Source organism: Salmonella enterica subsp. enterica serovar Typhimurium str. LT2, assembly GCF_000006945.2.
GTDB lineage: Bacteria > Pseudomonadota > Gammaproteobacteria > Enterobacterales > Enterobacteriaceae > Salmonella > Salmonella enterica.
The window spans coordinates 1511617-1534979 of sequence record NC_003197.2 but is presented as its reverse complement, the minus strand read 5'-3'; the positions used below and the strand labels follow the sequence as shown (position 1 = coordinate 1534979).

Sequence of the window (23363 nt, the reverse complement as noted above, 5' to 3'; positions counted from 1 at the left end):
TGTTGTCGCCTGTGGTAGTTTGACAGATAATAGGCGGCTTTTTTATTTCAGGCCGAAACATGACTGATTACCTGCTGCTCTTTGTCGGAACTGTACTGGTCAATAACTTTGTACTGGTCAAATTCCTGGGCCTTTGTCCCTTTATGGGCGTATCCAAAAAACTGGAAACCGCCATGGGGATGGGCCTCGCGACGACCTTTGTCATGACGCTGGCGTCGATATGCGCCTGGCTTATCGACACCTGGATACTTATTCCGCTGGATCTGATTTATCTGCGGACGCTAGCCTTTATCCTCGTCATTGCTGTGGTCGTGCAATTTACCGAAATGGTTGTGCGGAAAACCAGCCCGGCGTTATACCGCTTGTTAGGCATCTTCTTACCACTGATTACCACTAACTGTGCGGTTCTGGGCGTAGCGTTACTGAATATTAATCTCGGTCATCACTTTCTTCAGTCGGCGCTGTACGGATTTTCCGCCGCCGTCGGTTTTTCATTAGTGATGGTTCTGTTTGCCGCTATCCGCGAACGCCTTGCCGTGGCGGATGTGCCCGCCCCTTTTCGTGGTAACGCGATAGCATTGATTACCGCAGGATTAATGTCTTTGGCCTTTATGGGTTTTAGTGGTTTGGTGAAGTTGTAATGAATACTATCTGGATTGCCGTTGGCGCCCTGACCCTTCTGGGTCTGGTGTTCGGCGCCATTCTGGGTTATGCCTCCCGCCGATTCGCGGTTGAAGATGATCCGGTTGTTGAAAAAATCGATGCGATTTTGCCGCAGAGCCAGTGTGGTCAGTGCGGCTATCCCGGCTGCCGCCCCTACGCCGAAGCCGTGGGTCTCCAGGGCGAGAAAATCAATCGTTGCGCGCCCGGCGGCGAAGCCGTCATGCTGAAAATTGCAGAGTTGCTAAACGTAGAGCCGCAACCATGCGATGGTGAAGAACAGCAGGCTGCGCCAGTACGTATGCTGGCAGTTATTGATGAAAATAACTGCATTGGCTGCACAAAATGCATTCAGGCCTGCCCGGTTGACGCCATTGTTGGCGCAACGCGCGCCATGCACACGGTCATGAGCGATCTCTGTACTGGCTGTAATCTGTGCGTCGATCCGTGTCCGACGCACTGCATCGAATTACGTCCGGTGAATGAGACGCCCGACAGTTGGAAATGGGATTTGAACACCATTCCCGTTCGCATCATTCCCGTGGAACAACATGCTTAAACTATTTTCCGCTTTCAGAAAAGATAAAATCTGGGATTTCGACGGTGGTATTCATCCGCCCGAAATGAAGACCCAGTCAAACGGCACGCCGCTGCGCCAGGTGCCTTTAGCGCCGCGCTTTGTTATCCCTTTAAAACAGCACATTGGCGCTGAGGGCGAGCTGTGCGTTAGCGTCGGCGATCGCGTGCTACGCGGCCAGGCGCTTACCCGTGGACGTGGGAGAATGCTGCCGGTACACGCGCCCACCTCCGGGACGGTTATCGCTATTGCCCCCCACTCGACGGCGCATCCTTCGGCGCTGGCGGAGTTAAGCGTAATCATTGATGCCGACGGCGAGGACCGCTGGATTGAACGCGAGGGCTGGTCTGATTACCGCGCCCACAGCCGTGAAGCGCTCATTGAACGCATTCATCAGTATGGCGTTGCCGGGCTTGGCGGCGCGGGGTTTCCCACCGGCGTTAAATTGCAGGGCGGCGGCGATAAAATCACCACGCTTATTATCAATGCCGCAGAGTGCGAACCTTACATTACGGCGGACGATCGTTTGATGCAGGACTGCGCCGCGCAGATTGTGGAAGGTATTCGCATCCTGGCGCATATTCTGCAACCGCGTGAGGTATTAATCGGCATTGAAGATAACAAACCGCAGGCTATTTCCATGCTGCGCGCCGTACTGGCTGACGCCCACGATATTTCGTTACGTGTGATCCCAACCAAATACCCTTCCGGCGGCGCAAAACAGCTCACCCGAATACTGACGGGAAAACAGGTTCCCCACGGCGGGCGCTCCTCTGATATTGGCGTGCTGATGCAAAACGTCGGTACGGCGTATGCCGTTAAACGCGCCGTGATTGACGGCGAACCGATCACAGAACGCGTCGTCACCTTAACGGGTGAAGCGGTAAGCCGCCCGGGTAACGTCTGGGCGCGGCTCGGCACTCCCGTTCGTCATTTGCTTAACGATGCCGGGTTCTGCCCTTCTGCTGACCAGATGGTCATCATGGGCGGCCCGTTGATGGGATTCACCCTTCCCTGGCTTGACGTACCGGTCGTAAAAATCACCAACTGCCTGCTGGCGCCATCCGTGACTGAAATGGGAGCGCCTCAGGAAGAGAAAAGCTGTATTCGTTGCAGCGCTTGCGCTGACGCTTGCCCTGCCGACCTTTTACCGCAGCAGCTTTATTGGTTCAGCAAAGGGCAGCAGCATGACAAGGCTACCGCTCACCATATTGCTGATTGTATAGAATGCGGCGCCTGCGCCTGGGTCTGCCCGAGTAATATTCCGCTCGTCCAATATTTCCGTCAGGAAAAAGCGGAGATTAATGCGATCAGGCTTGAAGAAAAACGCGCCGCCGAAGCCAAAGCGCGTTTTGAGGCTCGTCAGGCAAGACTGGAGCGCGAAAAAGCCGCCCGCCTTGCACGTCACAAGAGCGCAGCGGTACAACCAGCGGCAAAAGATCAGGATGCCATTGCCGCTGCGCTGGCGCGGGTAAAAGAGAAACAGGCGCAGGCCACGCAACCGGTGGTTATTCAGGCGGGTAGTCAGCCAGACAATAGCGCCGTCATCGCGGCCCGTGAAGCGCGTAAAGCGCAAGCGCGCGCTAAACAAGCCGCTCATCCGATGGCTGACAGCGCGATACCCGGCGACGACCCGAGTAAAGCTGCAGTGGAGGCAGCCATCGCCCGCGCCAAAGCCCGTAAGCAGGAGCAGCAGGCCGGAAGCGAACCTGCCGAACCGGTCGATCCGCGTAAAGCCGCGGTGGAGGCAGCCATCGCCCGCGCCAAAGCCCGTAAGCAGGAGCAGCAGGCCGGAAGCGAACCGGTCGAAGCGGTCGATCCGCGTAAAGCCGCGGTGGAAGCGGCTATCGCCCGCGCCAAAGCCCGTAAGCAGGAGCAGCAGACCGGAAGCGAACCTGCCGAAGCGGTCGATCCGCGCAAAGCCGCGGTGGAAGCGGCTATCGCCCGCGCCAAAGCCCGCAAGCAGGAGCAGCAGACCGGAAGCGAACCTGCCGAACCGATCGATCCGCGCAAAGCCGCAGTGGAAGCGGCCATCGCTCGCGCCAAAGCCCGTAAGCAGGAGCAGCAGGCCGGAAGCGAACCTGCCGAACCGGCCGACCCGCGTAAAGCCGCGGTTGCTGCGGCTATCGCCCGCGTTCAGGCAAAAAAAGCAGCACAGCAGCAGGTTGTTAACGAGGATTAAATGGTATTCAGAATCGCAAGCTCGCCTTATACCCATAACCAGCGCCAGACATCGCGAATCATGTTGCTGGTATTAATCGCCGCTCTGCCGGGGATTGCCGCGCAGACGTGGTTTTTTGGTTGGGGAACGCTTTTCCAGATCGTTCTGGCTGCTATCACGGCGCTCGTCGCAGAAGCCATTGTCCTCAGGCTGCGCAAACAATCGGTCGCCAGTCACCTGCAGGATTATTCCGCGTTATTGACGGGGCTTTTGCTGGCGGTCAGCATCCCTCCGCTTGCGCCCTGGTGGATGGTCGTGCTGGGAACCGGATTCGCCATTATTATCGCTAAACAGTTATATGGCGGGCTGGGACAAAACCCCTTTAATCCGGCCATGATCGGTTACGTGGTGCTATTAATTTCCTTTCCGGTGCAAATGACAAGCTGGTTGCCGCCTTATGAAATAGCCGCAACAACGCCCGATATGCTGGACACGTTGCGGATGATTTTTACCGGGCATACCGCCAGCGGCGGCGATATGACGCTGCTACGTATCGGTATTGACGGTATCAGCCAGGCGACGCCGCTGGATACGTTTAAAACGTCCTTGCGCGCCGGGCACTCCGTTGAGCAAATCATGCAGTACCCGATATACAGCGGCGCGCTGGCTGGCGTGGGCTGGCAGTGGGTTAACCTCGCCTGGCTTGTCGGCGGCGTATTCCTGCTGTGGCAAAAAGCCATCCGCTGGCATATCCCGGTCAGTTTTCTGCTGACGCTGGCGCTATGCGCCGCGTTAGGCTGGCTTTTCTCGCCCGCTACGCTGGCCTCGCCGCAGCTTCATCTGCTGTCAGGCGCCACCATGCTGGGTGCATTTTTTATCTTAACGGATCCGGTTACCGCCTCCACGACCAACCGTGGACGTTTAATTTTCGGCGCGCTGGCTGGGGTATTAGTGTGGCTGATTCGTAGCTTCGGCGGCTATCCGGACGGCGTTGCTTTTGCTGTCCTGTTGGCGAATATCACGGTTCCTCTGATCGACTACTACACGCGCCCCCGCGTCTATGGACATCGCAAAGGATAAACCATGCTGAAAACGATTCGTAAACACGGTATTACGCTGGCGCTTTTTGCCGCAGGCTCTACGGGATTGACCGCGGTGATTAATCAGATGACAAAATCAACCATCCACGAACAAGCGCTGCAACAACAACATGCCCTGTTCGATCAGGTATTGCCGCCAGATCGTTACAATAATAATCTGCAAGAGAGTTGTTATCTGGTCGATGCGCCCGCCCTCGGCAAAGGCACACACCGTGTTTTTATCGCTCGCAAGGATGATAAACCCGTAGCGGCCATCATTGAGGCTACCGCGCCAGATGGCTATTCCGGCGCTATCCAGCTTATTGTTGGCGCAGATTTCAACGGTACCGTCCTGGGGACGCGTGTGACGGAACATCATGAGACGCCAGGGTTAGGTGATAAAATTGAGCGCCGTTTGTCTGACTGGATTACCCACTTTAGCGGTAAAACCATCAGTGGTGAAAATGATACGCACTGGGCGGTGAAAAAAGATGGCGGTGATTTTGATCAATTTACCGGGGCGACAATAACGCCGCGCGCCGTAGTGAATGCGGTTAAACGCGCGGGGCTGTACGCCGAATCACTGCCCGCTCAGCTCCCCCATTTAACCGCCTGTGGAGAATAGCCATGAGCGAAATAAAAGACATTGTTGTTCAGGGGTTATGGAAAAATAACTCTGCTCTGGTGCAGCTACTTGGCCTGTGCCCTCTACTGGCGGTGACGTCTACGGCAACCAACGCTCTGGGGCTGGGTCTGGCCACAACGCTGGTATTAACGCTGACCAACCTTACGGTGTCCGCACTACGTCGCTGGACGCCGGCAGAAATCCGTATCCCGATTTACGTCATGATCATTGCCTCGGTGGTAAGCGCAGTACAGATGCTGATCAATGCGTATGCGTTCGGTTTGTATCAGTCTTTAGGGATTTTTATTCCTCTGATTGTAACGAACTGCATTGTTGTTGGTCGCGCCGAAGCGTTTGCCGCGAAAAAAGGACCGTGGCTTTCCGCGTTGGACGGTTTTTCCATCGGCATGGGCGCGACAGGCGCGATGTTCGTGCTGGGTTCGCTGCGCGAGATCCTCGGGAATGGTACGCTTTTCGATGGCGCGGATAGCCTGCTGGGAGGCTGGGCAAAAGTATTACGGGTCGAGATATTTCACACCGACTCGCCTTTCCTGCTGGCGATGCTGCCGCCAGGCGCGTTTATCGGCCTGGGGCTCATGCTGGCGGTAAAATATCTTATTGATGAAAAAATGAAGAAACGCCGCGCCGAAACCGCGCCTTCCGCTGTTCCGGCAGGTGAAACAGGGAAAGTCTGATGAACAAAGCAAAAAGGCTGGAAATTCTGACGCGCCTGCGCGACAACAATCCGCACCCCACAACGGAACTCAATTTCACGTCGCCGTTTGAGTTGCTGATTGCCGTGTTGCTTTCCGCGCAGGCAACCGACGTCAGCGTGAACAAGGCTACCGCCAAACTTTACCCGGTCGCCAATACGCCAGCCGCGATGCTGGAGCTGGGCGTAGAGGGCGTGAAATCCTATATCAAAACTATCGGCTTATTTAACAGTAAAGCGGAAAACGTGATTAAGACCTGCCGTATTTTACTGGACAAGCATAATGGCGAAGTGCCGGAGGATCGGGCGGCGCTGGAAGCGCTTCCCGGCGTGGGGCGTAAAACCGCTAACGTGGTGCTAAATACCGCCTTCGGCTGGCCGACCATCGCCGTTGATACGCATATATTTCGTGTATGCAACCGAACGCAGTTCGCGCCGGGTAAAAATGTCGAGCAGGTAGAAGAGAAGTTGCTGAAAGTGGTGCCGAATGAGTTCAAAGTGGACTGCCATCACTGGTTAATTTTGCATGGCCGCTATACCTGTATCGCCCGAAAACCCCGCTGCGGCTCCTGCCTCATTGAAGATCTTTGCGAATACAAAGAAAAAGTCGATATTTGATATGGTCGGAGTGCGTCCGTCACGCCAGCGCGCTCCCACCTTCGGCCTGGATCTATTTTAGCCATCAATCATTCCAGTCTCTGTCCTTTTTCTGATGTAATGTGCTTTCGTTTTCACTCCACGTCAGGTTAATCATTTTTTTAATCGCAAAAAATTCTATCTATCCGTGATCAGGATCACTTTGATAACTTCATGTGAAATTTAATGACATCTAAGGTTACATTTACAACCGGATAGACTGACGCCCCGTTTTCACTACAAAACATTACTCTGCCATTTTTTCAGATAATGGCCTATATCACTGCTTTTCACCTTAAATAGCAGAAGATATCGCCTTTCACCCAAACTAATGGCCTTTTTGCAGTGTAAAAATCTGCCATTCTTCAAATGAAGAAATTTAACGCTGGATAACATTTCTGACATCGGACGATTCAACCAGAAGAGTTATATGTAACAGATTATTACAAAGCTCTTGTCTGGAGAGGAAAGATAGTGAACATTACCTGCCGTTTCCCCTCCAATATAACAATCGGACGGATGAGTCTGACTCATCACGCGCCAGACAATCCCTGTTAATACGGGGCGTAAAAAAGAGGTAAAAGTGTCTACTGCAAACAAAAAACCAACTGAAAGCGTCAGTTTGAACGCTTTCAAACAACCGAAGGCGTTCTATCTCATCTTCTCGATAGAGTTATGGGAGCGTTTTGGTTATTACGGCCTGCAAGGCATTATGGCCGTCTACCTGGTAAAACAACTGGGTATGTCAGAAGCGGATTCCATCACCCTTTTCTCTTCCTTCAGTGCACTGGTGTACGGCCTGGTCGCCATTGGCGGTTGGTTAGGTGATAAAATTCTGGGCACCAAACGCGTTATTATGCTGGGTGCCGTGGTGCTGGCTATCGGTTATGCGCTGGTCGCATGGTCTGGTCATGACGCTGGCATCGTCTATATGGGCATGGCGGCTATCGCTGTGGGTAACGGTCTGTTTAAAGCTAACCCGTCTTCCCTGCTGTCTACCTGTTACGCGAAGGACGATCCGCGTCTCGACGGCGCATTTACGATGTATTATATGTCCGTCAACATCGGCTCCTTCTTCTCTATGCTGGCGACGCCGTGGCTGGCGGCGCGTTATGGCTGGAGCACCGCGTTTGCGCTTAGCGTCGTCGGTATGCTGATAACCGTCGTTAACTTTGCTTTCTGCCAGCGCTGGGTGAAAAGCTACGGTTCCAAACCCGACTTTGAACCGATCAACTTCCGTAATCTGCTGCTGACCATCGTGGGTATTGTCGTTCTGATTGCGGTCGCCACCTGGCTGCTGCACAACCAGGATATCGCACGTATGGTGCTGGGCGTAATCGCTCTTGGCATCGTCATTATCTTCGGTAAAGAAGCGTTTTCCATGCACGGCGCGGCTCGCCGTAAAATGATCGTCGCCTTTATTTTGATGCTGCAGGCGATTATCTTCTTCGTACTGTACAGCCAGATGCCGACGTCGCTGAACTTCTTTGCCATTCGTAACGTCGAGCACTCTATTCTCGGTATCGCGTTCGAACCGGAACAGTATCAGGCGCTGAACCCATTCTGGATCATTATCGGCAGCCCGATTCTGGCCGCTATCTATAACAGGATGGGCGATACGCTGCCGATGCCGATGAAATTCGCCATTGGTATGGTGCTGTGTTCCGGCGCGTTCCTGATTCTGCCGCTGGGTGCCAAATTTGCGAACGATGCCGGCATCGTATCCGTAAACTGGCTGATCGCAAGCTACGGCCTGCAAAGTATCGGTGAGCTGATGATCTCCGGTCTGGGACTGGCAATGGTCGCACAGTTGGTTCCGCAGCGTCTGATGGGTTTCATCATGGGTAGCTGGTTCCTGACAACGGCAGGCGCTAACATCATCGGCGGTTATGTCGCCAACCTGATGGCTGTGCCGAGCGACGTGACTGACCCACTGATGTCCCTGGAAGTCTATGGTCGCGTATTTATGCAGATTGGCATAGCAACCGCCGTTATCGCCGTCCTGATGCTGCTGACAGCGCCTAAGCTGAACCGTATGACCCAGGACGATGATACCGCTGAAAAAGGCTCTAAAGCCGCTACAGTTTAATTTTCCGGGAAACAACATTCAGGCCGCTAACTGTGCGTTAGCGGCTTTTTTTTTGCTCGTCCCCGCACTACCATACTTTAAACCTCAGCAAAAAGGAGTTACCGATGAAACTGTTCTACAAACCGGGTGCCTGCTCTCTTGCTTCCCATATTACCCTGCGCGAAATTGGCAAAGACTTTACGCTTGATGGCGTCGATCTCGCAAAAAAACGCCTGGAAAACGGTGATGATTACCTGGCAGTCAACCCTAAAGGACAGGTTCCGGCTCTGCTGCTGGATGACGGCACACTGTTGACTGAAGGCGTCGCCATTATGCAGTACCTCGCCGACAGCGTTCCCGACCGCCAGCTTCTGGCGCCGGTAAGTAGTCTTGCTCGCTATCATACGCTGGAATGGCTCAACTATATTGCAACGGAACTGCATAAAGGCTTTACCCCGCTGTTCCGCCCTGACACGCCGGAAACACTCAAACCCGCCGTTCGCGCCGGTCTGGAAAAGAAATTGCAGTATGTGGATGAGTCGCTTTCAGACGACCAGTGGATTTGCGGCCAGCGTTTTACCATTGCAGACGCTTATCTGTTTACCGTATTGCGTTGGGCCTATGGCGTAAAACTGAATATGGACGGGTTAACGCATATTGAAAGTTATATGCAGCGTGTCGCAAAAAGACCGACCGTTGCGGCAGCGCTTAAAGCGGAAGGACTGAATTAATGTCATGTTGCCGGATAGCTCGCTGTACCGCCATCCGGCCTCTTTTTAGCAGCAATAATTACAGCCGCGTTGCGCTGAAGTAATGTTCAGGGTTAGCGATCCTGTCCTGGGCCGCCACGACCTGCAGTTCGTACTCCTGCATCGTTTTGGTGGCGATCATAATCTCATAGACTGCCGCCGTAACGTGCTCCAGCGCCTGCTGCAACGTCGCGCCCTGCAAAAGTTTGACCAGCAATAAACCACTGGTGACATCGCCAACGCCAACCGGCTGACGTGAACCGAAATCCACCAGCGGACGGCTAATATGCCAGGCTTCCTGCGCTGTCACCAGCAGCATTTCAAAGCGTTCTGAACTGTAACCGGCGCGGGCGAGATGTTTTACCAGTACAATTTCTGGCCCCTGAGCAATCAGTTCACGCGCCGCCTGCACGGCGTCATCCACATTATTCACGCTATGTTTGCTGAGAATTTCCAGTTCAATCAGGTTAGGCGCGATAATATCGCTGGCGGGTAGCGCATAACGCACATGGAACTCTGCGACGCCAGGCGCCACGATACAACCCTTTTCCGGATGCCCCATCACGGGATCGCAGAAATATTTTGCCTGCGGATTTGCTGCTTTAACCTGGCGCACAATACCGAGAATGTGTTCTCCCTGCTCGGCAGATCCCAGGTAACCGCTAAGTACGGCGTCGCAGTGCGCTAACTGGCCAATGTCCGCAATCCCCTGGACAATCTCAGTCAGATGGCTGGGCGGCATGACACAGCCGGTCCATTTACCATATTGCGTGTGGTTAGAAAACTGAACGGTATTCAGCGGCCAAACATTCGCGCCAAGACGGCGCATGGGAAATTCGGCGGCGCTGTTGCCCGCATGTCCGAAAACAACATGGGACTGGATAGCGAGGATATTCTTCATTTTTTTACCTGAACATCAAAAATAAGGGAGTGATTTCTCACTCCCTGTTACTTAATGCCTTATTTCCAGCAAATCAGACAATAGTTCTTTTTGCCGCGACGTAATAAGGTATAGCGGCCAAACAGACGGTCCTCATCGTTAAAGATGTATTCAGGATCGGATTGTTTTTCACCATTGATAGTGACAGCGTTGGAGGCGATAGTCTTACGCGCCTGACCACGTGACGGCTGGAGTTCGGCGTCTACCAGCGCCTGCATCAGGTCGGCGCCTTTTTCCATTTCAACCATCGGTACGCCGTCCTGCGCCAACTGCTCAAAGTCAGCTTCGCTCAGCGCGCTCAGTGAACCGCTGAACAGGCATTCGGTGATCCGTTTCGCCGCGACCAGTCCCTCTTCACCATGAACGAGGCGCGTCACCTGCTCGGCCAGCACATACTGCGCGCGCGGCGCTTTACCGCTGTTTTTATCTTCTTCTTCCAGGGCATTGATCTCTTCAATGTCCATAAAAGTGAAGAATTTCAGGAAGCGATAAACATCGGCATCTGCGGTGTTAATCCAGAACTGGTAGAATTTGTACGGACTGGTTTTCTTCGGATCCAGCCAGACAGCGCCGCCTTCGGTTTTACCGAATTTCGTGCCGTCAGCTTTGGTGATGAGTGGAACGGTCAAACCAAATACCTGATTCTGGTGCAGACGACGGGTCAGGTCGATACCGGAAGTGATGTTCCCCCACTGGTCAGAACCGCCAATCTGTAAGGCAACGCCGTGCAGTTTATTCAGGCAAGCGAAGTCGTACCCCTGTAGCAGGTTATAAGAGAACTCCGTGAAAGAGATACCCTGATCGTCACGGTTCAGACGCTGCTTCACCGCTTCTTTGTTGATCATCTGATTAACGGAAAAATGTTTACCGATATCGCGCAGGAAAGTCAGCACATTCATGCTGCCGAACCAGTCATAGTTATTGGCCGCGATGGCGGAGTTTTCGCCGCAATCAAAGTCCAGGAATGGGGCAACCTGTTTACGAATTTTCGCCACCCACTCCTGAACGGTCTCTTCAGTGTTCAGTTTACGCTCGGCGGCTTTGAAGCTCGGGTCGCCAATCAGACCGGTCGCGCCGCCTACCAGCGCAACAGGTTTGTGCCCTGCCTGCTGGAAGCGTTTCAGGCATAACAATGGAACCAGATGCCCCAAATGCAAGCTGTCAGCGGTAGGATCGAAGCCGCAATAGAGCGCGATCGGGCCTTGCGCCAGTCGCTCTGCCAACGCGTCTTCGTCCGTCACCTGGGCTACCAGCCCCCGCTCTTGCAATTGTTTAATCAAGTTACTGCTTGCCATCAAAATCTCCATGTATAAAACGACTGCACCTTTGCCGGTACACGACTTTTCGCCAGACGCGAAAGAGACATAGCATAAAACGGCGGATTCATCCGCACCAGTGCTTAAAACAAGATTTTTGCATCTTTAGGGCGCAAGACGGTCGATTTTCCACGCGCCGTCGTCGCGTTGGTATAAAAAGCGATCGTGCAGACGATGTTCGCCGCCCTGCCAGAACTCCATCTGTTCGATACTCACGCGAAAACCACCCCAAAAGCTGGGTAACGGCACTTCGCCCTGTTGAAACTTCTGCTTGAGCTCCAGGAATTTGCTTTCGAGGATACCGCGCGCGGAAATGCGGCTGGATTGTTTAGAGACCCATGCGCCGATCTGGCTGTCGCGCGGACGGCTGTGGAAATACCTCACCACCTCAAGAGTGGAGAGACGCTCGGCTTTGCCTGTCACCATCACCTGGCGTTCAAGCATATGCCAGGGAAATAACAGGCTGATACGCGGATTGTGCTCAATCTGATGCGCCTTGCGGCTTCCCAGGTTGGTATAAAAGACCAGGCCTTTTTCATCATAATGCTTGAGCAACACAATACGCTGGTACGGTTGACCCTTGTCATCTACGGTCGCCACGACCATTGCCGTTGGATCGGCCAGTCTGGCGTCGCACGCTTGCCCAAGCCAGCGCTCAAATAAGGTTAACGGTTCAGCGGGTAAATCGCGGCGACGCAAGCCGCCTTTCGTGTATTCACGGCGCAGATGCGCGATCTGCTGCAATTGGTCGTTATCAGACATGGCGTTGATCAGAAATAATCAGTGGGTGGCGCTATTGTGCGCCCCCATACTGAAAATCTCAACGCTTCGGATTTTGTAACTGACAGTTATTAAGCACAATTCTGTCTCGTTTATAGACCGTGGCGCTCTCGCCTTGCGACCAGAAAACATAAATCCCGTCGGTATAACGCGCGCCCGAGGCCGAGATTCCTTGCTTCAGGGTCAGCAGCTTATTGTCATAAACAAAACTGACCTCTTCACGCGGGTTATTGACTTTAACGGTAAGCGGCTTCTCATCACACTGGTATTCCAGCGTATCCGTTTGCATACGTTCAACAAATTGTTGATAAACGCTACAGCCGGTCAGCAGCACAGGTAAACACATTATTGCGATCTTTTTCATAGGCATATCCCGAAAGCTCTCCTGCTTCTGGAAGGGCAAACGCCCCTTCCTGACCTTGCTAGTTTACCGATATAGGGTCCGGGAAAAATTCAGTTAACTCTGAGTTATTGGGTTAGCCGGGTAAATAGCGCCTAAAACACTGGCTTCTGTAGCCCCCGTCACGGAAGGTAAATTTCCCGGCAGGCCCGCGAGCGTTCGCCAGGCAAGCCAGGCAAAGGCCAGCGCTTCCATATCATCGCCGCTGATCCCCGCCTTATCGGTGGTCGAAACCTCGATACCTGGCAACAGCGCCGCCAGACGGGCCATCACTAACGGATTCCGGCCACCGCCGCCACAGACCATCAGCCGCTCGCAGCCGCCGTTGAGCAGCACCTGTTGGGCGATGGAGACCGCCGTCAGCTCCGCCAGCGTGGCCTGTACATCGCGCGCGTCTGCGCCAGGGAAAGCCGCAAGATGGCGCTCTAACCAGCCATAGTTGAAATATTCGCGTCCTGTACTTTTGGGCGCCGACGCAGCAAAGTACGGATCGCGCAACATCTTTTGCAGCAATGGAAGAATAACCTGACCTTCTTTCGCCCATGCCGCGTCTTTGTCGTAGGGCTGCGCGCATTGTCGCCAAATCCACGCATCCATCAACATATTACCCGGCCCCGTGTCGTACCCGCGCACCGCCTGTCCGGGGAAAAGCAGAGATAAATTGGCGATGCCGCCGATATTCAGGACCATACGTTTTTCCGTCGGATGTCCCAACAGCGCGTGATGGAAAGCAGGCACCAACGGCGCGCCTTGTCCGCCCAGCGCAATATCCCGCCGCCGAAAATCGCCGACCACTGTAATCCCCGTATGGGCGACGATGTGATTATTATCGCCAATTTGCAGCGTATGCGGGGCCTCGCCGGTCGGTTCATGCCAGACCGTTTGCCCATGACAACCAATGGCGACGATATCCCGCGGCTGCAAACGTTGTTGCGCTAACAGCGCATTAACCGCCTGTGCAAAAAGCCGGCCTAACTGGGTATCAAGCTGGCCGAGTTGCGAGAGCGTAAGCGGCTGTCCCTGGCAAATATCGAGAATGCCTTTTTTCAGATGAACGGGAATGGGCCAGGTGAGACTTGCCTGTTGCGCAACCATGGTTTCATCAATTGCCGCCAGTACAACATCCACGCCATCAAGGCTGGTTCCGGACATAACGCCAATAAAACGGCCCGATTTCATACCTCTTCCTTTTAAGCTGGGTTAAGCCTTAACACTCGGCATAACGTATTTTGTAATGCTATGCCCACGTCACATTTTTTGCCGTGTCGTCCACGGATATCAATGACCTATCTTTTCTTGCTTCCGACTTCGTTTAAGATTGGTTAATTAACTTCTGATTATGATTTTCACATTCTTTCGGCAGAAGATATGACCTTAACTGCATAAATGCCATATAATTTAGCTATAGGGATGCTGAAATAGCGTTTCGTGAAGAACAGGAGATGGGTAAATGATTAAACGTGTACTGGCCGTTTCACTGATGGGGTTATCCCTAGCGGGGTGTGTTAACAATGATAGCCTTTCGGGTGATGTTTATACCGCATCCGAGGCTAAACAAGTTCAGAATGTAACGTACGGTACTATCGTTAACGTTCGTCCGGTTCAAATTCAGGGCGGTGATGATTCTAACGTGATTGGCGCTATCGGCGGCGCGGTGTTGGGCGGATTCCTCGGCAACACTATCGGCGGCGGTACGGGTCGTTCACTGGCGACCGCGGCAGGCGCGGTGGCTGGCGGCGTAGCGGGCCAGGGCGTCCAGAGCGCAATGAATAAAACCCAGGGTGTGGAACTGGAAATTCGTAAAGACGATGGCAACACCATTATGGTTGTGCAGAAACAAGGAAATACGCGTTTCTCGGCAGGTCAGCGTGTCGTGCTGGCCAGCAACGGCAGCCAGGTTACCGTCTCTCCACGCTAAACCAGGCTTTACGTGTGGTCACATGGCCACACGTATGCCCCTGCACCTCAATCGTGAGAGTGCAATTCCATAATATTGTGTTCAAGTTTGGCGATAAGTTTAATCAGAAGCTCAATCTCCTCTGAAGAAATCCCAGCCAAAATTTCACCGCGCGTTTTATGAATGACCTCTTCCATCTCAGCGATCAGCGGCTCCGCTTTTTCGGTCAGTTTAATCCGCTTAGCGCGACGATCGCTGGCGCAGGTTTGCCGCGAAATTAGCCCCTTATCTTCAAGTTGATCCAACGTGCGTACCAGCGATGGCTGCTCAATGCCTATCGCTTTAGCCAATTGAATCTGCGACTGGTCAGGCGGCAATTGATGAATATTGTGCAACGTGACCCAATGTGTCTGCGTCAATTCCAGAGGCTTGAGGCGATGGTCAATCAGAGCACGCCAAATGCGCACCAACCGTGCCAGATCAGAACCTAGTGGCGATTCCAATTTCATCTCCTTATAATTAGCTTGCTAAGTTATTATGCTGATTTTAGAATAGTGTGCAGTATTTGTATTCTCAAAACAAATGTATTGCTAAATTTGCTTACCAATAGACATTTTTTCAGACATAGTGCGCACTTGGCACCTGTAGCTTCAGTTTTGGCTAAAACTAAAGCATCGATGTCTGACGCAAAGGAACATTGCTTGTGAAGTGTATACTCAACGCCACAGGATTGCCCTTACAAGATCTCATGTTGGGAGCATCTGTTTACTTTCCGCCATTCTTTAAAGCCTTTGCGCTTGGGTTCGTTATCTGGTTGTTTATTCACCGACTCCTGCGTGACCGGATATACTCTGATGAAATCTGGCATCCCCTGTTAATGGATCTCTCCCTCTTTACGCTTTGCGTATGTCTGGGCCTCGTTTTACTGATCGCGTGGTAAATATGTCGTTAAAAACAATAAAATATTTTTCTACTCTCATTGTCGCCGTCGTCGCCGTTCTGGCCGCGTGGTGGTTATGGAATTACTATATGCAGTCACCGTGGACGCGCGATGGTAAAATCCGCGCGGAACAGGTCAGCGTAACGCCACAGGTTTCTGGCAGCATTACCCAACTCAATATCAAAGATAATCAGTTCGTCAACGCCGGGGACGTTCTCTTTGTCATTGATAAAACGCCCTTCCATATTGCAGAACTTAACGCGCAGGCGCAGTTGGCCAAAGCGCAGTCCGATCTGGCAAAAGCGAATAATGAAGCCGATCGACGTCGACATTTATCGCGTAACTACATCTCTGCTGAAGATCTGGATAGCGCCAATCTGAATGTTAAAGCGATGCAGGCCAACGTAGATGTCGCACTGGCAACGTTAAAACAGGCGCAGTGGCAGCTTAGCCAGACGGAAGTAAAAGCGCCGGTATCCGGCTGGGTGACCAACCTTTCCACGCGTACCGGTGATTATGCCAGCACCGGTAAGCCACTTTTCGCCCTGGTAGATAGCCATTCATTTTATGTAATGGGATATTTCGAAGAAACCAAACTACGCCATATCCGCGAAGGTGAGCCTGCATTAATAACACTGTATAGTGGCAATGTTAAGTTACAGGGTCACGTTGGCAGTATCGGGCGCGCTATTTACGACCAAAGCGTGGAAAGTGACTCCGGTTTAGTGCCCGATATCAAACCCAACGTACCGTGGGTACGTCTGGCGCAACGCGTACCGGTACGTATCGAATTTGACGCTTTACCGCAGGATATCACGCTCGTCTCCGGCACTACCTGCAGCGTAGCCATTGGACAGCGGTAATGAAACTCTCCCTGCCGGCCCTGCGAAATACGCCCTGGTTTAAAGCGACCTCCGGCCAGTGGCGTTACGCGTTGCGCAATACCATTGCCATGTGTCTCGCGCTGACATTCGCTTATTATCTCAATCTGGATGAGCCCTACTGGGCAATGACTTCGGCCGCAGTGGTGAGCTTTCCGACCGTAGGCGGCGTAATCAGTAAAAGTCTGGGGCGTATTGCCGGGAGTTTACTCGGCGCGACCGCCGCGTTAATTATTGCTGGCCATACGCTGAATGAACCCTGGTTGTTCTTATTTAGCATGGCCGCCTGGATCGGTTTTTGTACCTGGGCCTGCGCGCATTTTACCAATAATGCCGCTTATGCTTTCCAGTTGTCCGGCTACACGGCGGCGATCATCGCGTTCCCGATGGTTAATATTGTAGAAATCACGCAGTTGTGGGATATCGCCCAGGCACGTGTATGTGAAGTTATCGTCGGCATCCTCTGTGGCGGCATGATGATGATGATCCTACCCAGCACATCGGATGGTACCGCCCTGCTCACCGCGTTTAAAAACATGCATGCGCGCTTGCTGGAACATGCCAGTCTACTGTGGCAGCCGGAGACTACTGACGCTATCCGCTCCGCGCATGAGGGGGTCATTGGGCAAATCCTGACCATGAACCTGCTGCGTATTCAGGCCTTCTGGAGTCACTACCGTTTTCGCCGCCAGAATGCATTGCTAAATGCATTGTTACACCAGCAATTACGGTTAACCAGCGTGATCTCCAGTCTGCGTAGAATGCTTTTAAACTGGCCGACGCCGCCGGAAAACAGCCGCGAAGTCATTGAGCAACTCTTAGCTGAGTTGGCAAAACCGCGCGCGGACAGCTACACCGTGGCGCAGATTATTGCGCCGCTACGCCCGCAGGATGAACAGGATTATCGTCACCTCGCGTTCTGGCAGCGATTACGCTATTTTTGCCAGCTATATCTGCGCAGCAGCCGTCAGTTATATCTGATCGAAAGCGGCGCGCCGGTGGATCAAATCCATATCCGCCGCACTCCCGGCCTTGCGCGGCATACGGATAACGCAGAGGCCATCTGGAGCGGCGTGCGTACCTTTTGCACGCTCACGGTGATTGGCGCCTGGAGTATTGGCGCGCAATGGGAATCCGGGCCCGGCGCATTAACCCTGGCGGCGATCAGTTGCGTCCTCTACTCCATCGTCGCCACGCCGTTTAAGTCGCTTTCCTTATTGATGCGTACTTTAGTGCTGCTGTCCTTATTCAGCTTCGTGGTGAAATTTGGCCTGATGGTGCAAATCACCGATCTGTGGCAATTCTTGCTTTTCCTTTTTCCGCTGTTCGTCACGATGCAACTGCTTAAACTGCAGATGCCTAAGCTGGCGGGACTGTGGGGGCAGCTTATCGTTTTTATGGGCTCATTCATCGCCGTGACCAATCCACCGGTGTACGACTTCGCCGACTTCCTTAACGATAATACCGCCAAGATCGTCGGCGTCGCGATTTCCTGGCTGGCGTTTGCGATTTTGCGCCCCGGTTCCGATGCCGTAAAAAGCCGCCGCCATATCCGCGCGCTACGCCGGGATTTCGTCGATCAGCTTAGCCGTCACCCTTCCCATAACGAAAGCGAGTTTGAATCGCTGACCTATCATCACGTCAGTCAGCTCAGCAATAGTCAGGATGCGCTGGCGCGCCGGTGGTTATTACGTTGGGGAGTGGTGCTGCTGAACTGCTCGCATGTGGTGTGGCAGCTGCGCGCCTGGGAGTCGCGTTCCGATCCGCTTTCCCGGGTGCGGGATATTTGTATATCCCTGCTGCGCGATGTGATGAGCGAGCGCGGCGTGCAGCAACGCCCGCTTGCCGTCACGCTACAGGAACTACAGCGTATCTGCGACACGCTCGCACATCATCATCAACCCGCCGCGCATGAGCTGGCGGCGATTATCTGGCGTTTACACTGTTCGCTGTCGCAGCTGGAACAGGCTCCAGCGCAGGGAACACTGGCTCCGGGTTATTTAATGACGCCGCAGGCGTAACGCATTCCGCCGCCGCCGAGCGGTTTCGGCTGATCGGACATGTTATCGCCGCCCACATGGATCATGAGCGCTTTATCTTTCACTTCATCAAGAGACTTCAGACGCGGCGCAGTAACCGGTTCGCTGGCGATACCATCATTATTAACGACTAACACCGGGAGGTCGCCCAGATGCCCCTGGCCTTCCGGTCCTTCATGCTTGCCGGTATTTTGTGGGTCCAGATGACCACCAGCGGCTTCTGCGGCAACCGCTTTGCCGTCTTTAATCGCGGGCTGGCAGCTACCGTTGGCATGAATGTGAAAACCATGCTCGCCCGGCGGCAACGCTTTAAGGTGTGGGGTAAATTTTAAGCCGCCTTCGGTTTCATCGATGACGACGGTGCCGATAGACTGTCCTACGCCTTGCGCCGTCACCAGATTCATCTCTACTTTCTCGCTGGCGGCCTGCGCACCCGCACAGGCCAGCAGCGTCACCATCGCTAAACTTAATCGCTTCATAAAACCTCCGTTACATGTGGTCGCCTGTTAAGTGTAAACCACTGGCGAAAACATGTACGGAAAGTCAACGAGTTGGCGATTACGGCACGTCATAACCCAGTGCCGCCTTGCGGATTCGGAACCACTGTTGACGCGTCAATGACAGCGTTTCCGCTTCTAGTGCGGCGCGTACGCGTTCGATTTTACCCGAGCCAATAATCGGCAGCGGCTGCGACGGCAAACGTAAAATCCAGGCATAGACCACCTGTTCAATAGAACTGGCGTTGAGTTCTTGCGCGATAACGGAAAGTTCCTGGCGCAACGGCTGATAAGCCTCATCATTAAACAGCCGACCGCCGCCAAGACATGACCAGGCCATCGGACGAATACGCAGTTGCTGTAATTGATCTAATGTGCCGTCCAGCAACAAAGGCTGGTGAACCGGCGAGATCTCCACCTGGTTGGTCGCCAGGGTGAAAGGCAGGCGCGATTGCAGCAACGTAAATTGCGCTGGCGTAAAATTAGAAACGCCAAAATGGCGCACTTTGCCGCTTTGGTGCAGATGTTGAAACGCCTCGGCGACGTCATCCGCATCCATTAACGGATCGGGACGGTGAATTAACAACATATCCAGATAATCTGTCGCCAGATTTTTTAATGACTGTTCGGCGCTCAGAATAATATGGCGGCGATCGGTAATATAATGACCGAGCTTATTTTCCGCTCTGGCAGTGGTCGCAATACCGCATTTGGTAACGATTTGCAGTTTTTCCCGCAAATGCGGCGCCAGCGTTAGCGCCTCGCCAAACGCCGCTTCGCACTGATAACCGCCATAAATGTCCGCATGGTCAACGGTAGTGACGCCCAAATCCAGATGTTCTTCGATAAAACTCACTAACTGACGCGCGGACATATTCCAGTCCATCAAACGCCAGTAACCCATGACAAAACGCGAAAACTCCGGGCCTTGTGGAGCGATGGTGACACGCTGAACCATAACAGATTCCTCATAGAGAATAATGAGGTTGAGTATACGCAATTCCGCGTTTAAAAGAGTGAAGGTTGTTGAGGATCTTCCGATGGGAGAGGCTTATTTGCGCGTATTTTACGCAAGAAACGCTGGCGACAAAGCCGCAGTACATTTTGTTTCTCGACATCGCTCATTTTTTGCCAGTTAAACCGTTCGTCGCGGCTGCGCATACAGCCCCGACAAAAGCCACGCTCATCAGACTGGCAGATACCGCGACATGGGCTTGCTACAGGAAAAAACTCCAACTGCTCGGCCACATCCCCTCCTCAACGTTTGACGCTTATGACTATTGAAGACGCTAACTGACATTATGGCAACTCTGCTTGTAGTAGACCGACTGGTCTACTATACTGCCTGCTATGAATAAGCAAACCGAACACGATACCCGCGAACATCTGCTGGCCACCGGCGAGCAGCTTTGTATGCAACGGGGTTTTACCGGCATGGGGCTTAGCGAGTTGCTCAAAACCGCCCAAGTGCCTAAAGGGTCGTTTTATCACTACTTTCGCTCGAAAGAAGCCTTCGGCGTCGCCATGCTTGAGCGACATTACGCCTGCTATCATCAGCGTCTTACGGCGCACTTCACCTCCGGTCCCGGTAATCATCGCGATCGTCTTCTCGCCTGGTATCAGGAAACGTTAAAGCAGTTTTGCCAGCAAGGCGCCATCAGCGGTTGCCTGACGGTGAAACTGTCAGCGGAAGTCTGCGATCTGTCGGAGGATATGCGCTCTACGATGGATAAAGGGGCGCAGGAGATCATGGCACTGCTTGCACGCGCGCTGGAAGATGGCCGTAATAGCCACTGTTTACATTTCACCGGCCAGCCGTTGCCACAGGCGCAGGTACTTTATGCCCTGTGGCTGGGCGCCAATTTGCAGGCCAAAATATCCCGTAGCGCCGCGCCGCTGGAAAATGCGTTGGCGCATGTTAAGACCATCATTGCAACGCCTGAGCAGTAACAGGCGTTTTTATTTCCTTTATTACAAGACGACCGGTCTACTTATATCAGGAGCCACTATGTCATCAGCAAAACTGTTTACCCCCCTCAAGGTGGGTGCCATCACGGCGACAAATCGCGTATTTATGGCGCCTTTGACGCGTTTGCGGAGTATTGAACCGGGCGACATTCCTACGCCGTTAATGGCGGAATATTACCGTCAACGCGCCAGCGCTGGATTGATCATCAGCGAAGCCACACAAATCTCCGCACAGGCGAAAGGCTATGCCGGCGCACCGGGATTACACAGCGATGAGCAGATCGCCGCCTGGAAAAAAATCACTCAGGGAGTCCATGCCCAGGGCGGCCATATGGCGGTGCAACTGTGGCATACGGGCCGTATTTCACACGCCAGCCTGCAACCAGGCGGACAAGCGCCCGTCGCGCCATCCGCTATCAATGCGGGAACCCGCACCTCTTTGCGTGACGAAAACGGCCAGGCCATCCGCGTAGAGACTTCCACGCCGCGCGCGCTGGATACTCACGAGATCCCCGGGATCGTCAACGATTTCCGCCAGGCTATCGCCAATGCCCGAGAGGCGGGCTTCGATCTGGTGGAGCTGCATTCCGCGCACGGTTATCTGCTGCACCAGTTCCTCTCACCGTCTTCTAATCACCGTACCGATCGGTACGGCGGCGGCGTAGAGAATCGCGCCCGTCTGGTACTGGAGGTGGTTGATGCCGGCATTAAGGAATGGGGCGCGGACCGTATCGGCATCCGCCTTTCTCCTGTCGGCACTTTCCAGAATGTCGATAACGGCCCGAATGAAGAAGCTGACGCCCTTTATCTGATTGAAGCGTTAGGCAAACGCGGCATCGCTTATCTGCATATGTCTGAACCAGACTGGGCGGGCGGCGAACCGTACAGCGACGCGTTCCGTGAAAAAGTGCGCGCGCGTTTCCACGGTCCCATCATCGGCGCTGGCGCCTATACGCCAGAAAAAGCGGAAGATCTGATCGAAAAAGGGCTGATTGACGCCGTGGCGTTTGGTCGTGATTACATCGCTAACCCGGATCTGGTAGCGCGTCTGCAACGTAAAGCGGAACTTAATCCACAGCGTCCCGAAAGTTTTTATGGCGGCGGCGCGGAAGGCTACACTGACTACCCTACTCTGTAATTTCATTGATAGCGGCCTCACATCGCCGCTATACTTTGAATATCTTGACTATTTTAAGGACAACGAAAATGCGTTTATTGCATACTATGCTGCGCGTCGGCGATTTGCAGCGTTCCATCGCTTTTTACACTAACGTTCTGGGCATGAAATTGCTGCGTACCAGTGAGAATCCGGAATACAAATACTCGCTGGCCTTTGTGGGATATGGTCCGGAAACGGAAGAAGCGGTCATCGAACTAACCTATAACTGGGGCGTTGAGAGCTACGACATGGGCAATGCGTACGGGCATATCGCGCTGAGCGTTGACAATGCTGCTGAAGCCTGTGAACGCATTCGTCAGAACGGCGGCAACGTGACCCGTGAAGCGGGGCCGGTAAAAGGCGGTTCGACCATCATCGCCTTCGTTGAAGATCCGGATGGCTATAAAATCGAATTGATTGAAGCTAAAGACGCAGGCCGCGGTCTGGGTAACTGATCCCCCGCCGGGCGCAGGTCACTGCGCCCGTTGTTTTACTGCATCCCGGCGTAAAATTTGCCATAATACGCGCTGCATTTTTTCGTATTAAGAGACTCAGATGTCCGATAACGCTCAACTTTCCGGTCTGTGCGACCGTTTTCGTGGTTTTTATCCTGTCGTCATCGACGTTGAAACTGCAGGATTTAACGCTAAAACCGATGCGCTGCTCGAAATCGCCGCCATCACGCTGAAAATGGATGAACAAGGCTGGCTGATGCCGGACATGACGCTGCATTTCCATGTGGAGCCGTTCGCTGGAGCCAACTTACAGCCGGAAGCGCTTGCGTTTAACGGTATCGATCCCTCTAACCCGCTACGCGGCGCGGTGAGTGAATATGAGGCGCTACACGCTATTTTCAAAATGGTGCGTAAAGGTATCAAAGACAGCGGTTGTAGCCGCGCCATTATGGTCGCGCATAACGCCACTTTTGATCACAGTTTTATGATGGCCGCCGCAGAGCGCGCCTCGCTGAAACGTAACCCGTTTCATCCGTTCGTCACCTTTGATACTGCGGCATTGAGCGGACTGGCGCTGGGACAAACGGTGTTATCAAAAGCGTGCCTGGCGGCAGGTATGGAGTTTGACGGTGAAAAGGCCCACTCCGCTTTGTATGATACCGAGCGGACAGCGGTGCTGTTTTGTGAAATTGTCAATCGCTGGAAGCGCCTGGGCGGCTGGCCGTTACCTTTGCCGACGGACAAATAACGAGGCTAACAACGCCGCTCTTGCTCACGATGGCGGTAAAAAAGCGACCTTTACAGGTCGCTTTCTCCTTGCACAG

26 protein-coding genes and 22 other annotated features are annotated in these 23363 nt (G+C 53.4%); of the genes, 17 read left to right on the top strand and 9 right to left on the bottom strand.

The window, feature by feature from the left end:
• The first annotated feature begins 48 nt into the window (after positions 1–48).
• Positions 49–54: a ribosome-binding site (putative RBS for STM1459; RegulonDB:STMS1H001683), on the top strand.
• From STM1459 to gst, 9 genes are all read left to right on the top strand, one after another.
• Positions 49–641, top strand: a protein-coding gene (locus STM1459) for a putative inner membrane oxidoreductase protein (RefSeq protein NP_460422.1). Within the gene, positions 60–641 belong to an annotated coding region; the region does not span the whole gene. It overlaps the preceding feature by 6 nt.
• Positions 622–627 (top strand) — a ribosome-binding site (putative RBS for ydgM; RegulonDB:STMS1H001682). Its footprint overlaps the gene before it by 6 nt.
• The gene (ydgM, locus tag STM1458) for a putative alternative beta subunit of Na+-transporting NADH:ubiquinone oxidoreductase (RefSeq protein NP_460421.1) occupies positions 622–1219 on the top strand. Within the gene, positions 641–1219 belong to an annotated coding region; the region does not span the whole gene. Before STM1459 ends, ydgM begins: the two co-directional genes overlap by 20 nt.
• Positions 1202–1207 (top strand) — a ribosome-binding site (putative RBS for STM1457; RegulonDB:STMS1H001681). (Overlaps the previous gene by 6 nt.)
• Positions 1202–3419, top strand: a protein-coding gene (locus STM1457) for a putative respiratory-chain NADH dehydrogenase (protein ID NP_460420.1). Within the gene, positions 1212–3419 belong to an annotated coding region; the region does not span the whole gene. The genes ydgM and STM1457 overlap by 18 nt, the downstream gene beginning before the upstream one ends.
• Positions 3411–3416, top strand: a ribosome-binding site (putative RBS for ydgO; RegulonDB:STMS1H001680). Its footprint overlaps the gene before it by 6 nt.
• Positions 3411–4478, top strand: a protein-coding gene (gene ydgO, locus STM1456) for a putative oxidoreductase (protein NP_460419.1). Within the gene, positions 3420–4478 belong to an annotated coding region; the region does not span the whole gene. The genes STM1457 and ydgO overlap by 9 nt, the downstream gene beginning before the upstream one ends.
• Positions 4471–4476: a ribosome-binding site (putative RBS for ydgP; RegulonDB:STMS1H001679), on the top strand. It overlaps the preceding gene by 6 nt.
• Positions 4471–5102, top strand: a protein-coding gene (gene ydgP / locus STM1455) for a putative Na+-transporting NADH:ubiquinone oxidoreductase gamma subunit (protein ID NP_460418.1). Within the gene, positions 4482–5102 belong to an annotated coding region; the region does not span the whole gene. The genes ydgO and ydgP overlap by 8 nt, the downstream gene beginning before the upstream one ends.
• Positions 5092–5097: a ribosome-binding site (putative RBS for ydgQ; RegulonDB:STMS1H001678), on the top strand. It overlaps the preceding gene by 6 nt.
• Positions 5092–5797 (top strand): putative membrane NADH-quinone reductase protein gene (gene ydgQ / locus STM1454; RefSeq protein ID NP_460417.1). Within the gene, positions 5105–5797 belong to an annotated coding region; the region does not span the whole gene. Before ydgP ends, ydgQ begins: the two co-directional genes overlap by 11 nt.
• Positions 5784–5789: a ribosome-binding site (putative RBS for nth; RegulonDB:STMS1H001677), on the top strand. (Overlaps the previous gene by 6 nt.)
• The gene (gene nth / locus STM1453) for a DNA glycosylase/apyrimidinic (AP) lyase (protein ID NP_460416.1) occupies positions 5784–6432 on the top strand. Within the gene, positions 5797–6432 belong to an annotated coding region; the region does not span the whole gene. Before ydgQ ends, nth begins: the two co-directional genes overlap by 14 nt.
• Before the next feature lie 592 nt (positions 6433–7024).
• Positions 7025–7030, top strand: a ribosome-binding site (putative RBS for ydgR; RegulonDB:STMS1H001676).
• The gene (ydgR, locus tag STM1452) for a putative POT family peptide transport protein (protein ID NP_460415.1) occupies positions 7025–8539 on the top strand. Within the gene, positions 7034–8539 belong to an annotated coding region; the region does not span the whole gene. (Overlaps the previous feature by 6 nt.)
• Before the next feature lie 92 nt (positions 8540–8631).
• Positions 8632–8637 (top strand) — a ribosome-binding site (putative RBS for gst; RegulonDB:STMS1H001675).
• Positions 8632–9249, top strand: a protein-coding gene (gene gst / locus STM1451) for a glutathionine S-transferase (protein ID NP_460414.1). Within the gene, positions 8644–9249 belong to an annotated coding region; the region does not span the whole gene. Its footprint overlaps the feature before it by 6 nt.
• A gap of 58 nt (positions 9250–9307) precedes the next feature.
• Here gst and pdxY read toward each other — a convergent pair.
• The 5 genes from pdxY to ydhH form a co-directional block, all read right to left on the bottom strand.
• The gene (pdxY, locus tag STM1450) for a pyridoxal kinase 2 (RefSeq protein ID NP_460413.1) occupies positions 9308–10179 on the bottom strand. Within the gene, positions 9308–10168 belong to an annotated coding region; the region does not span the whole gene.
• Positions 10174–10179: a ribosome-binding site (putative RBS for pdxY; RegulonDB:STMS1H001674), on the bottom strand. It overlaps the preceding gene by 6 nt.
• A 48-nt stretch (positions 10180–10227) precedes the next feature.
• Positions 10228–11514 (bottom strand): tyrosine tRNA synthetase gene (tyrS, locus tag STM1449; protein NP_460412.1). Within the gene, positions 10228–11502 belong to an annotated coding region; the region does not span the whole gene.
• Positions 11509–11514: a ribosome-binding site (putative RBS for tyrS; RegulonDB:STMS1H001673), on the bottom strand. (Overlaps the previous gene by 6 nt.)
• Before the next feature lie 114 nt (positions 11515–11628).
• Positions 11629–12285 carry a pyridoxine 5'-phosphate oxidase gene (gene pdxH / locus STM1448; RefSeq protein ID NP_460411.1) on the bottom strand — a complete coding sequence of 219 codons (657 nt, stop codon included), beginning with the start codon at positions 12283–12285 and terminating at the stop codon, positions 11629–11631.
• A 58-nt stretch (positions 12286–12343) separates the two neighbouring features.
• Positions 12344–12691 (bottom strand): putative outer membrane lipoprotein gene (gene ydhA / locus STM1447; protein NP_460410.1). Within the gene, positions 12344–12673 belong to an annotated coding region; the region does not span the whole gene.
• Positions 12686–12691: a ribosome-binding site (putative RBS for ydhA; RegulonDB:STMS1H001672), on the bottom strand. Its footprint overlaps the gene before it by 6 nt.
• Positions 12692–12760: 69 nt before the next feature.
• The gene (ydhH, locus tag STM1446) for a putative cytoplasmic protein (protein ID NP_460409.1) occupies positions 12761–13893 on the bottom strand. Within the gene, positions 12761–13882 belong to an annotated coding region; the region does not span the whole gene.
• Positions 13888–13893 (bottom strand) — a ribosome-binding site (putative RBS for ydhH; RegulonDB:STMS1H001671). Its footprint overlaps the gene before it by 6 nt.
• 246 nt (positions 13894–14139) lie before the next feature.
• Positions 14140–14145: a ribosome-binding site (putative RBS for slyB; RegulonDB:STMS1H001670), on the top strand.
• Here ydhH and slyB point away from each other — a divergent pair.
• Positions 14140–14621 (top strand): putative outer membrane lipoprotein gene (gene slyB, locus STM1445; protein ID NP_460408.1). Within the gene, positions 14154–14621 belong to an annotated coding region; the region does not span the whole gene. It overlaps the preceding feature by 6 nt.
• A 47-nt stretch (positions 14622–14668) precedes the next feature.
• Here slyB and slyA read toward each other — a convergent pair.
• Positions 14669–15115 (bottom strand): MarR family transcriptional regulator for hemolysin gene (gene slyA, locus STM1444; RefSeq protein NP_460407.3). Within the gene, positions 14669–15109 belong to an annotated coding region; the region does not span the whole gene.
• Positions 15110–15115 (bottom strand) — a ribosome-binding site (putative RBS for slyA; RegulonDB:STMS1H001669). (Overlaps the previous gene by 6 nt.)
• Positions 15116–15289: 174 nt before the next feature.
• Positions 15290–15295: a ribosome-binding site (putative RBS for ydhI; RegulonDB:STMS1H001668), on the top strand.
• On the opposite strand from slyA, the gene ydhI reads away from it, so the two are divergent.
• The 3 genes from ydhI to STM1441 all read left to right on the top strand — a co-directional run bounded on the left by ydhI (position 15290) and on the right by STM1441 (position 18442).
• Positions 15290–15540 (top strand): putative inner membrane protein gene (gene ydhI, locus STM1443; protein ID NP_460406.1). Within the gene, positions 15304–15540 belong to an annotated coding region; the region does not span the whole gene. (Overlaps the previous feature by 6 nt.)
• Positions 15507–16403 (top strand): putative multidrug resistance efflux pump, encoded by an 897-nt coding sequence (ydhJ, locus tag STM1442; protein ID NP_460405.1) that lies wholly within the window; start codon positions 15507–15509, stop codon positions 16401–16403. Before ydhI ends, ydhJ begins: the two co-directional genes overlap by 34 nt.
• Positions 16397–16402: a ribosome-binding site (putative RBS for STM1441; RegulonDB:STMS1H001667), on the top strand. Its footprint overlaps the gene before it by 6 nt.
• The gene (locus STM1441) for a putative inner membrane protein (protein NP_460404.1) occupies positions 16397–18442 on the top strand. Within the gene, positions 16403–18442 belong to an annotated coding region; the region does not span the whole gene. Before ydhJ ends, STM1441 begins: the two co-directional genes overlap by 7 nt.
• On the opposite strand, the gene sodC is transcribed toward STM1441, so the two are convergent.
• The 3 genes from sodC to ydhL form a co-directional block, all read right to left on the bottom strand.
• Positions 18418–18947 (bottom strand): copper/zinc superoxide dismutase gene (sodC, locus tag STM1440; RefSeq protein NP_460403.1). Within the gene, positions 18418–18939 belong to an annotated coding region; the region does not span the whole gene. The genes STM1441 and sodC overlap by 25 nt on opposite strands.
• Positions 18942–18947, bottom strand: a ribosome-binding site (putative RBS for sodC; RegulonDB:STMS1H001666). (Overlaps the previous gene by 6 nt.)
• Before the next feature lie 71 nt (positions 18948–19018).
• The gene (ydhF, locus tag STM1439) for a putative aldo/keto reductase (RefSeq protein ID NP_460402.1) occupies positions 19019–19927 on the bottom strand. Within the gene, positions 19019–19915 belong to an annotated coding region; the region does not span the whole gene.
• Positions 19922–19927: a ribosome-binding site (putative RBS for ydhF; RegulonDB:STMS1H001665), on the bottom strand. (Overlaps the previous gene by 6 nt.)
• A gap of 38 nt (positions 19928–19965) precedes the next feature.
• Positions 19966–20216 (bottom strand): putative oxidoreductase gene (gene ydhL / locus STM1438; RefSeq protein ID NP_460401.1). Within the gene, positions 19966–20205 belong to an annotated coding region; the region does not span the whole gene.
• Positions 20211–20216, bottom strand: a ribosome-binding site (putative RBS for ydhL; RegulonDB:STMS1H001664). Its footprint overlaps the gene before it by 6 nt.
• A gap of 91 nt (positions 20217–20307) precedes the next feature.
• Here ydhL and ydhM point away from each other — a divergent pair.
• From ydhM to rnt, 4 genes are all read left to right on the top strand, one after another.
• Positions 20308–20907: a putative TetR/AcrR family transcriptional repressor gene (ydhM, locus tag STM1437; protein ID NP_460400.1), complete on the top strand. Its 600-nt coding sequence runs from the start codon at positions 20308–20310 to the stop codon at positions 20905–20907.
• A 47-nt stretch (positions 20908–20954) separates the two neighbouring features.
• Positions 20955–20960: a ribosome-binding site (putative RBS for nemA; RegulonDB:STMS1H001663), on the top strand.
• Positions 20955–22063 (top strand): N-ethylmaleimide reductase gene (gene nemA / locus STM1436; protein NP_460399.1). Within the gene, positions 20966–22063 belong to an annotated coding region; the region does not span the whole gene. It overlaps the preceding feature by 6 nt.
• Before the next feature lie 55 nt (positions 22064–22118).
• Positions 22119–22124, top strand: a ribosome-binding site (putative RBS for gloA; RegulonDB:STMS1H001662).
• Positions 22119–22539 (top strand): glyoxalase I gene (gene gloA, locus STM1435; RefSeq protein NP_460398.1). Within the gene, positions 22132–22539 belong to an annotated coding region; the region does not span the whole gene. (Overlaps the previous feature by 6 nt.)
• A 100-nt stretch (positions 22540–22639) precedes the next feature.
• Entirely contained in the window at positions 22640–23287 is a 648-nt protein-coding gene (gene rnt / locus STM1434) for an RNase T (protein ID NP_460397.1), read from the top strand.
• Positions 23288–23363: the final 76 nt, after the last annotated feature.

Excerpts from the sequence above, each read along its gene's own strand:
- STM1459 (NP_460422.1), top strand. The coding sequence starts at position 60 with ATGACTGATTACCTGCTGCTCTTTGTCGGAACTGTACTGGTCAATAAC.
- ydgM (NP_460421.1), top strand. The coding sequence starts at position 641 with ATGAATACTATCTGGATTGCCGTTGGCGCCCTGACCCTTCTGGGTCTG.
- STM1457 (NP_460420.1), top strand. The coding sequence starts at position 1,212 with ATGCTTAAACTATTTTCCGCTTTCAGAAAAGATAAAATCTGGGATTTC.
- ydgO (NP_460419.1), top strand. The coding sequence starts at position 3,420 with ATGGTATTCAGAATCGCAAGCTCGCCTTATACCCATAACCAGCGCCAG.
- ydgP (NP_460418.1), top strand. The coding sequence starts at position 4,482 with ATGCTGAAAACGATTCGTAAACACGGTATTACGCTGGCGCTTTTTGCC.
- ydgQ (NP_460417.1), top strand. The coding sequence starts at position 5,105 with ATGAGCGAAATAAAAGACATTGTTGTTCAGGGGTTATGGAAAAATAAC.
- nth (NP_460416.1), top strand. The coding sequence starts at position 5,797 with ATGAACAAAGCAAAAAGGCTGGAAATTCTGACGCGCCTGCGCGACAAC.
- gst (NP_460414.1), top strand. The coding sequence starts at position 8,644 with ATGAAACTGTTCTACAAACCGGGTGCCTGCTCTCTTGCTTCCCATATT.
- pdxY (NP_460413.1), bottom strand. The coding sequence starts at position 10,168 with ATGAAGAATATCCTCGCTATCCAGTCCCATGTTGTTTTCGGACATGCG.
- tyrS (NP_460412.1), bottom strand. The coding sequence starts at position 11,502 with ATGGCAAGCAGTAACTTGATTAAACAATTGCAAGAGCGGGGGCTGGTA.
- pdxH (NP_460411.1), bottom strand. The coding sequence starts at position 12,285 with ATGTCTGATAACGACCAATTGCAGCAGATCGCGCATCTGCGCCGTGAA.
- ydhA (NP_460410.1), bottom strand. The coding sequence starts at position 12,673 with ATGCCTATGAAAAAGATCGCAATAATGTGTTTACCTGTGCTGCTGACC.
- ydhH (NP_460409.1), bottom strand. The coding sequence starts at position 13,882 with ATGAAATCGGGCCGTTTTATTGGCGTTATGTCCGGAACCAGCCTTGAT.
- slyB (NP_460408.1), top strand. The coding sequence starts at position 14,154 with ATGATTAAACGTGTACTGGCCGTTTCACTGATGGGGTTATCCCTAGCG.
- slyA (NP_460407.3), bottom strand. The coding sequence starts at position 15,109 with ATGAAATTGGAATCGCCACTAGGTTCTGATCTGGCACGGTTGGTGCGC.
- ydhJ (NP_460405.1), top strand. The coding sequence starts at position 15,507 with ATGTCTGGGCCTCGTTTTACTGATCGCGTGGTAAATATGTCGTTAAAA.
- STM1441 (NP_460404.1), top strand. The coding sequence starts at position 16,403 with ATGAAACTCTCCCTGCCGGCCCTGCGAAATACGCCCTGGTTTAAAGCG.
- sodC (NP_460403.1), bottom strand. The coding sequence starts at position 18,939 with ATGAAGCGATTAAGTTTAGCGATGGTGACGCTGCTGGCCTGTGCGGGT.
- ydhF (NP_460402.1), bottom strand. The coding sequence starts at position 19,915 with ATGGTTCAGCGTGTCACCATCGCTCCACAAGGCCCGGAGTTTTCGCGT.
- ydhM (NP_460400.1), top strand. The coding sequence starts at position 20,308 with ATGAATAAGCAAACCGAACACGATACCCGCGAACATCTGCTGGCCACC.
- nemA (NP_460399.1), top strand. The coding sequence starts at position 20,966 with ATGTCATCAGCAAAACTGTTTACCCCCCTCAAGGTGGGTGCCATCACG.
- gloA (NP_460398.1), top strand. The coding sequence starts at position 22,132 with ATGCGTTTATTGCATACTATGCTGCGCGTCGGCGATTTGCAGCGTTCC.
- rnt (NP_460397.1), top strand. The coding sequence starts at position 22,640 with ATGTCCGATAACGCTCAACTTTCCGGTCTGTGCGACCGTTTTCGTGGT.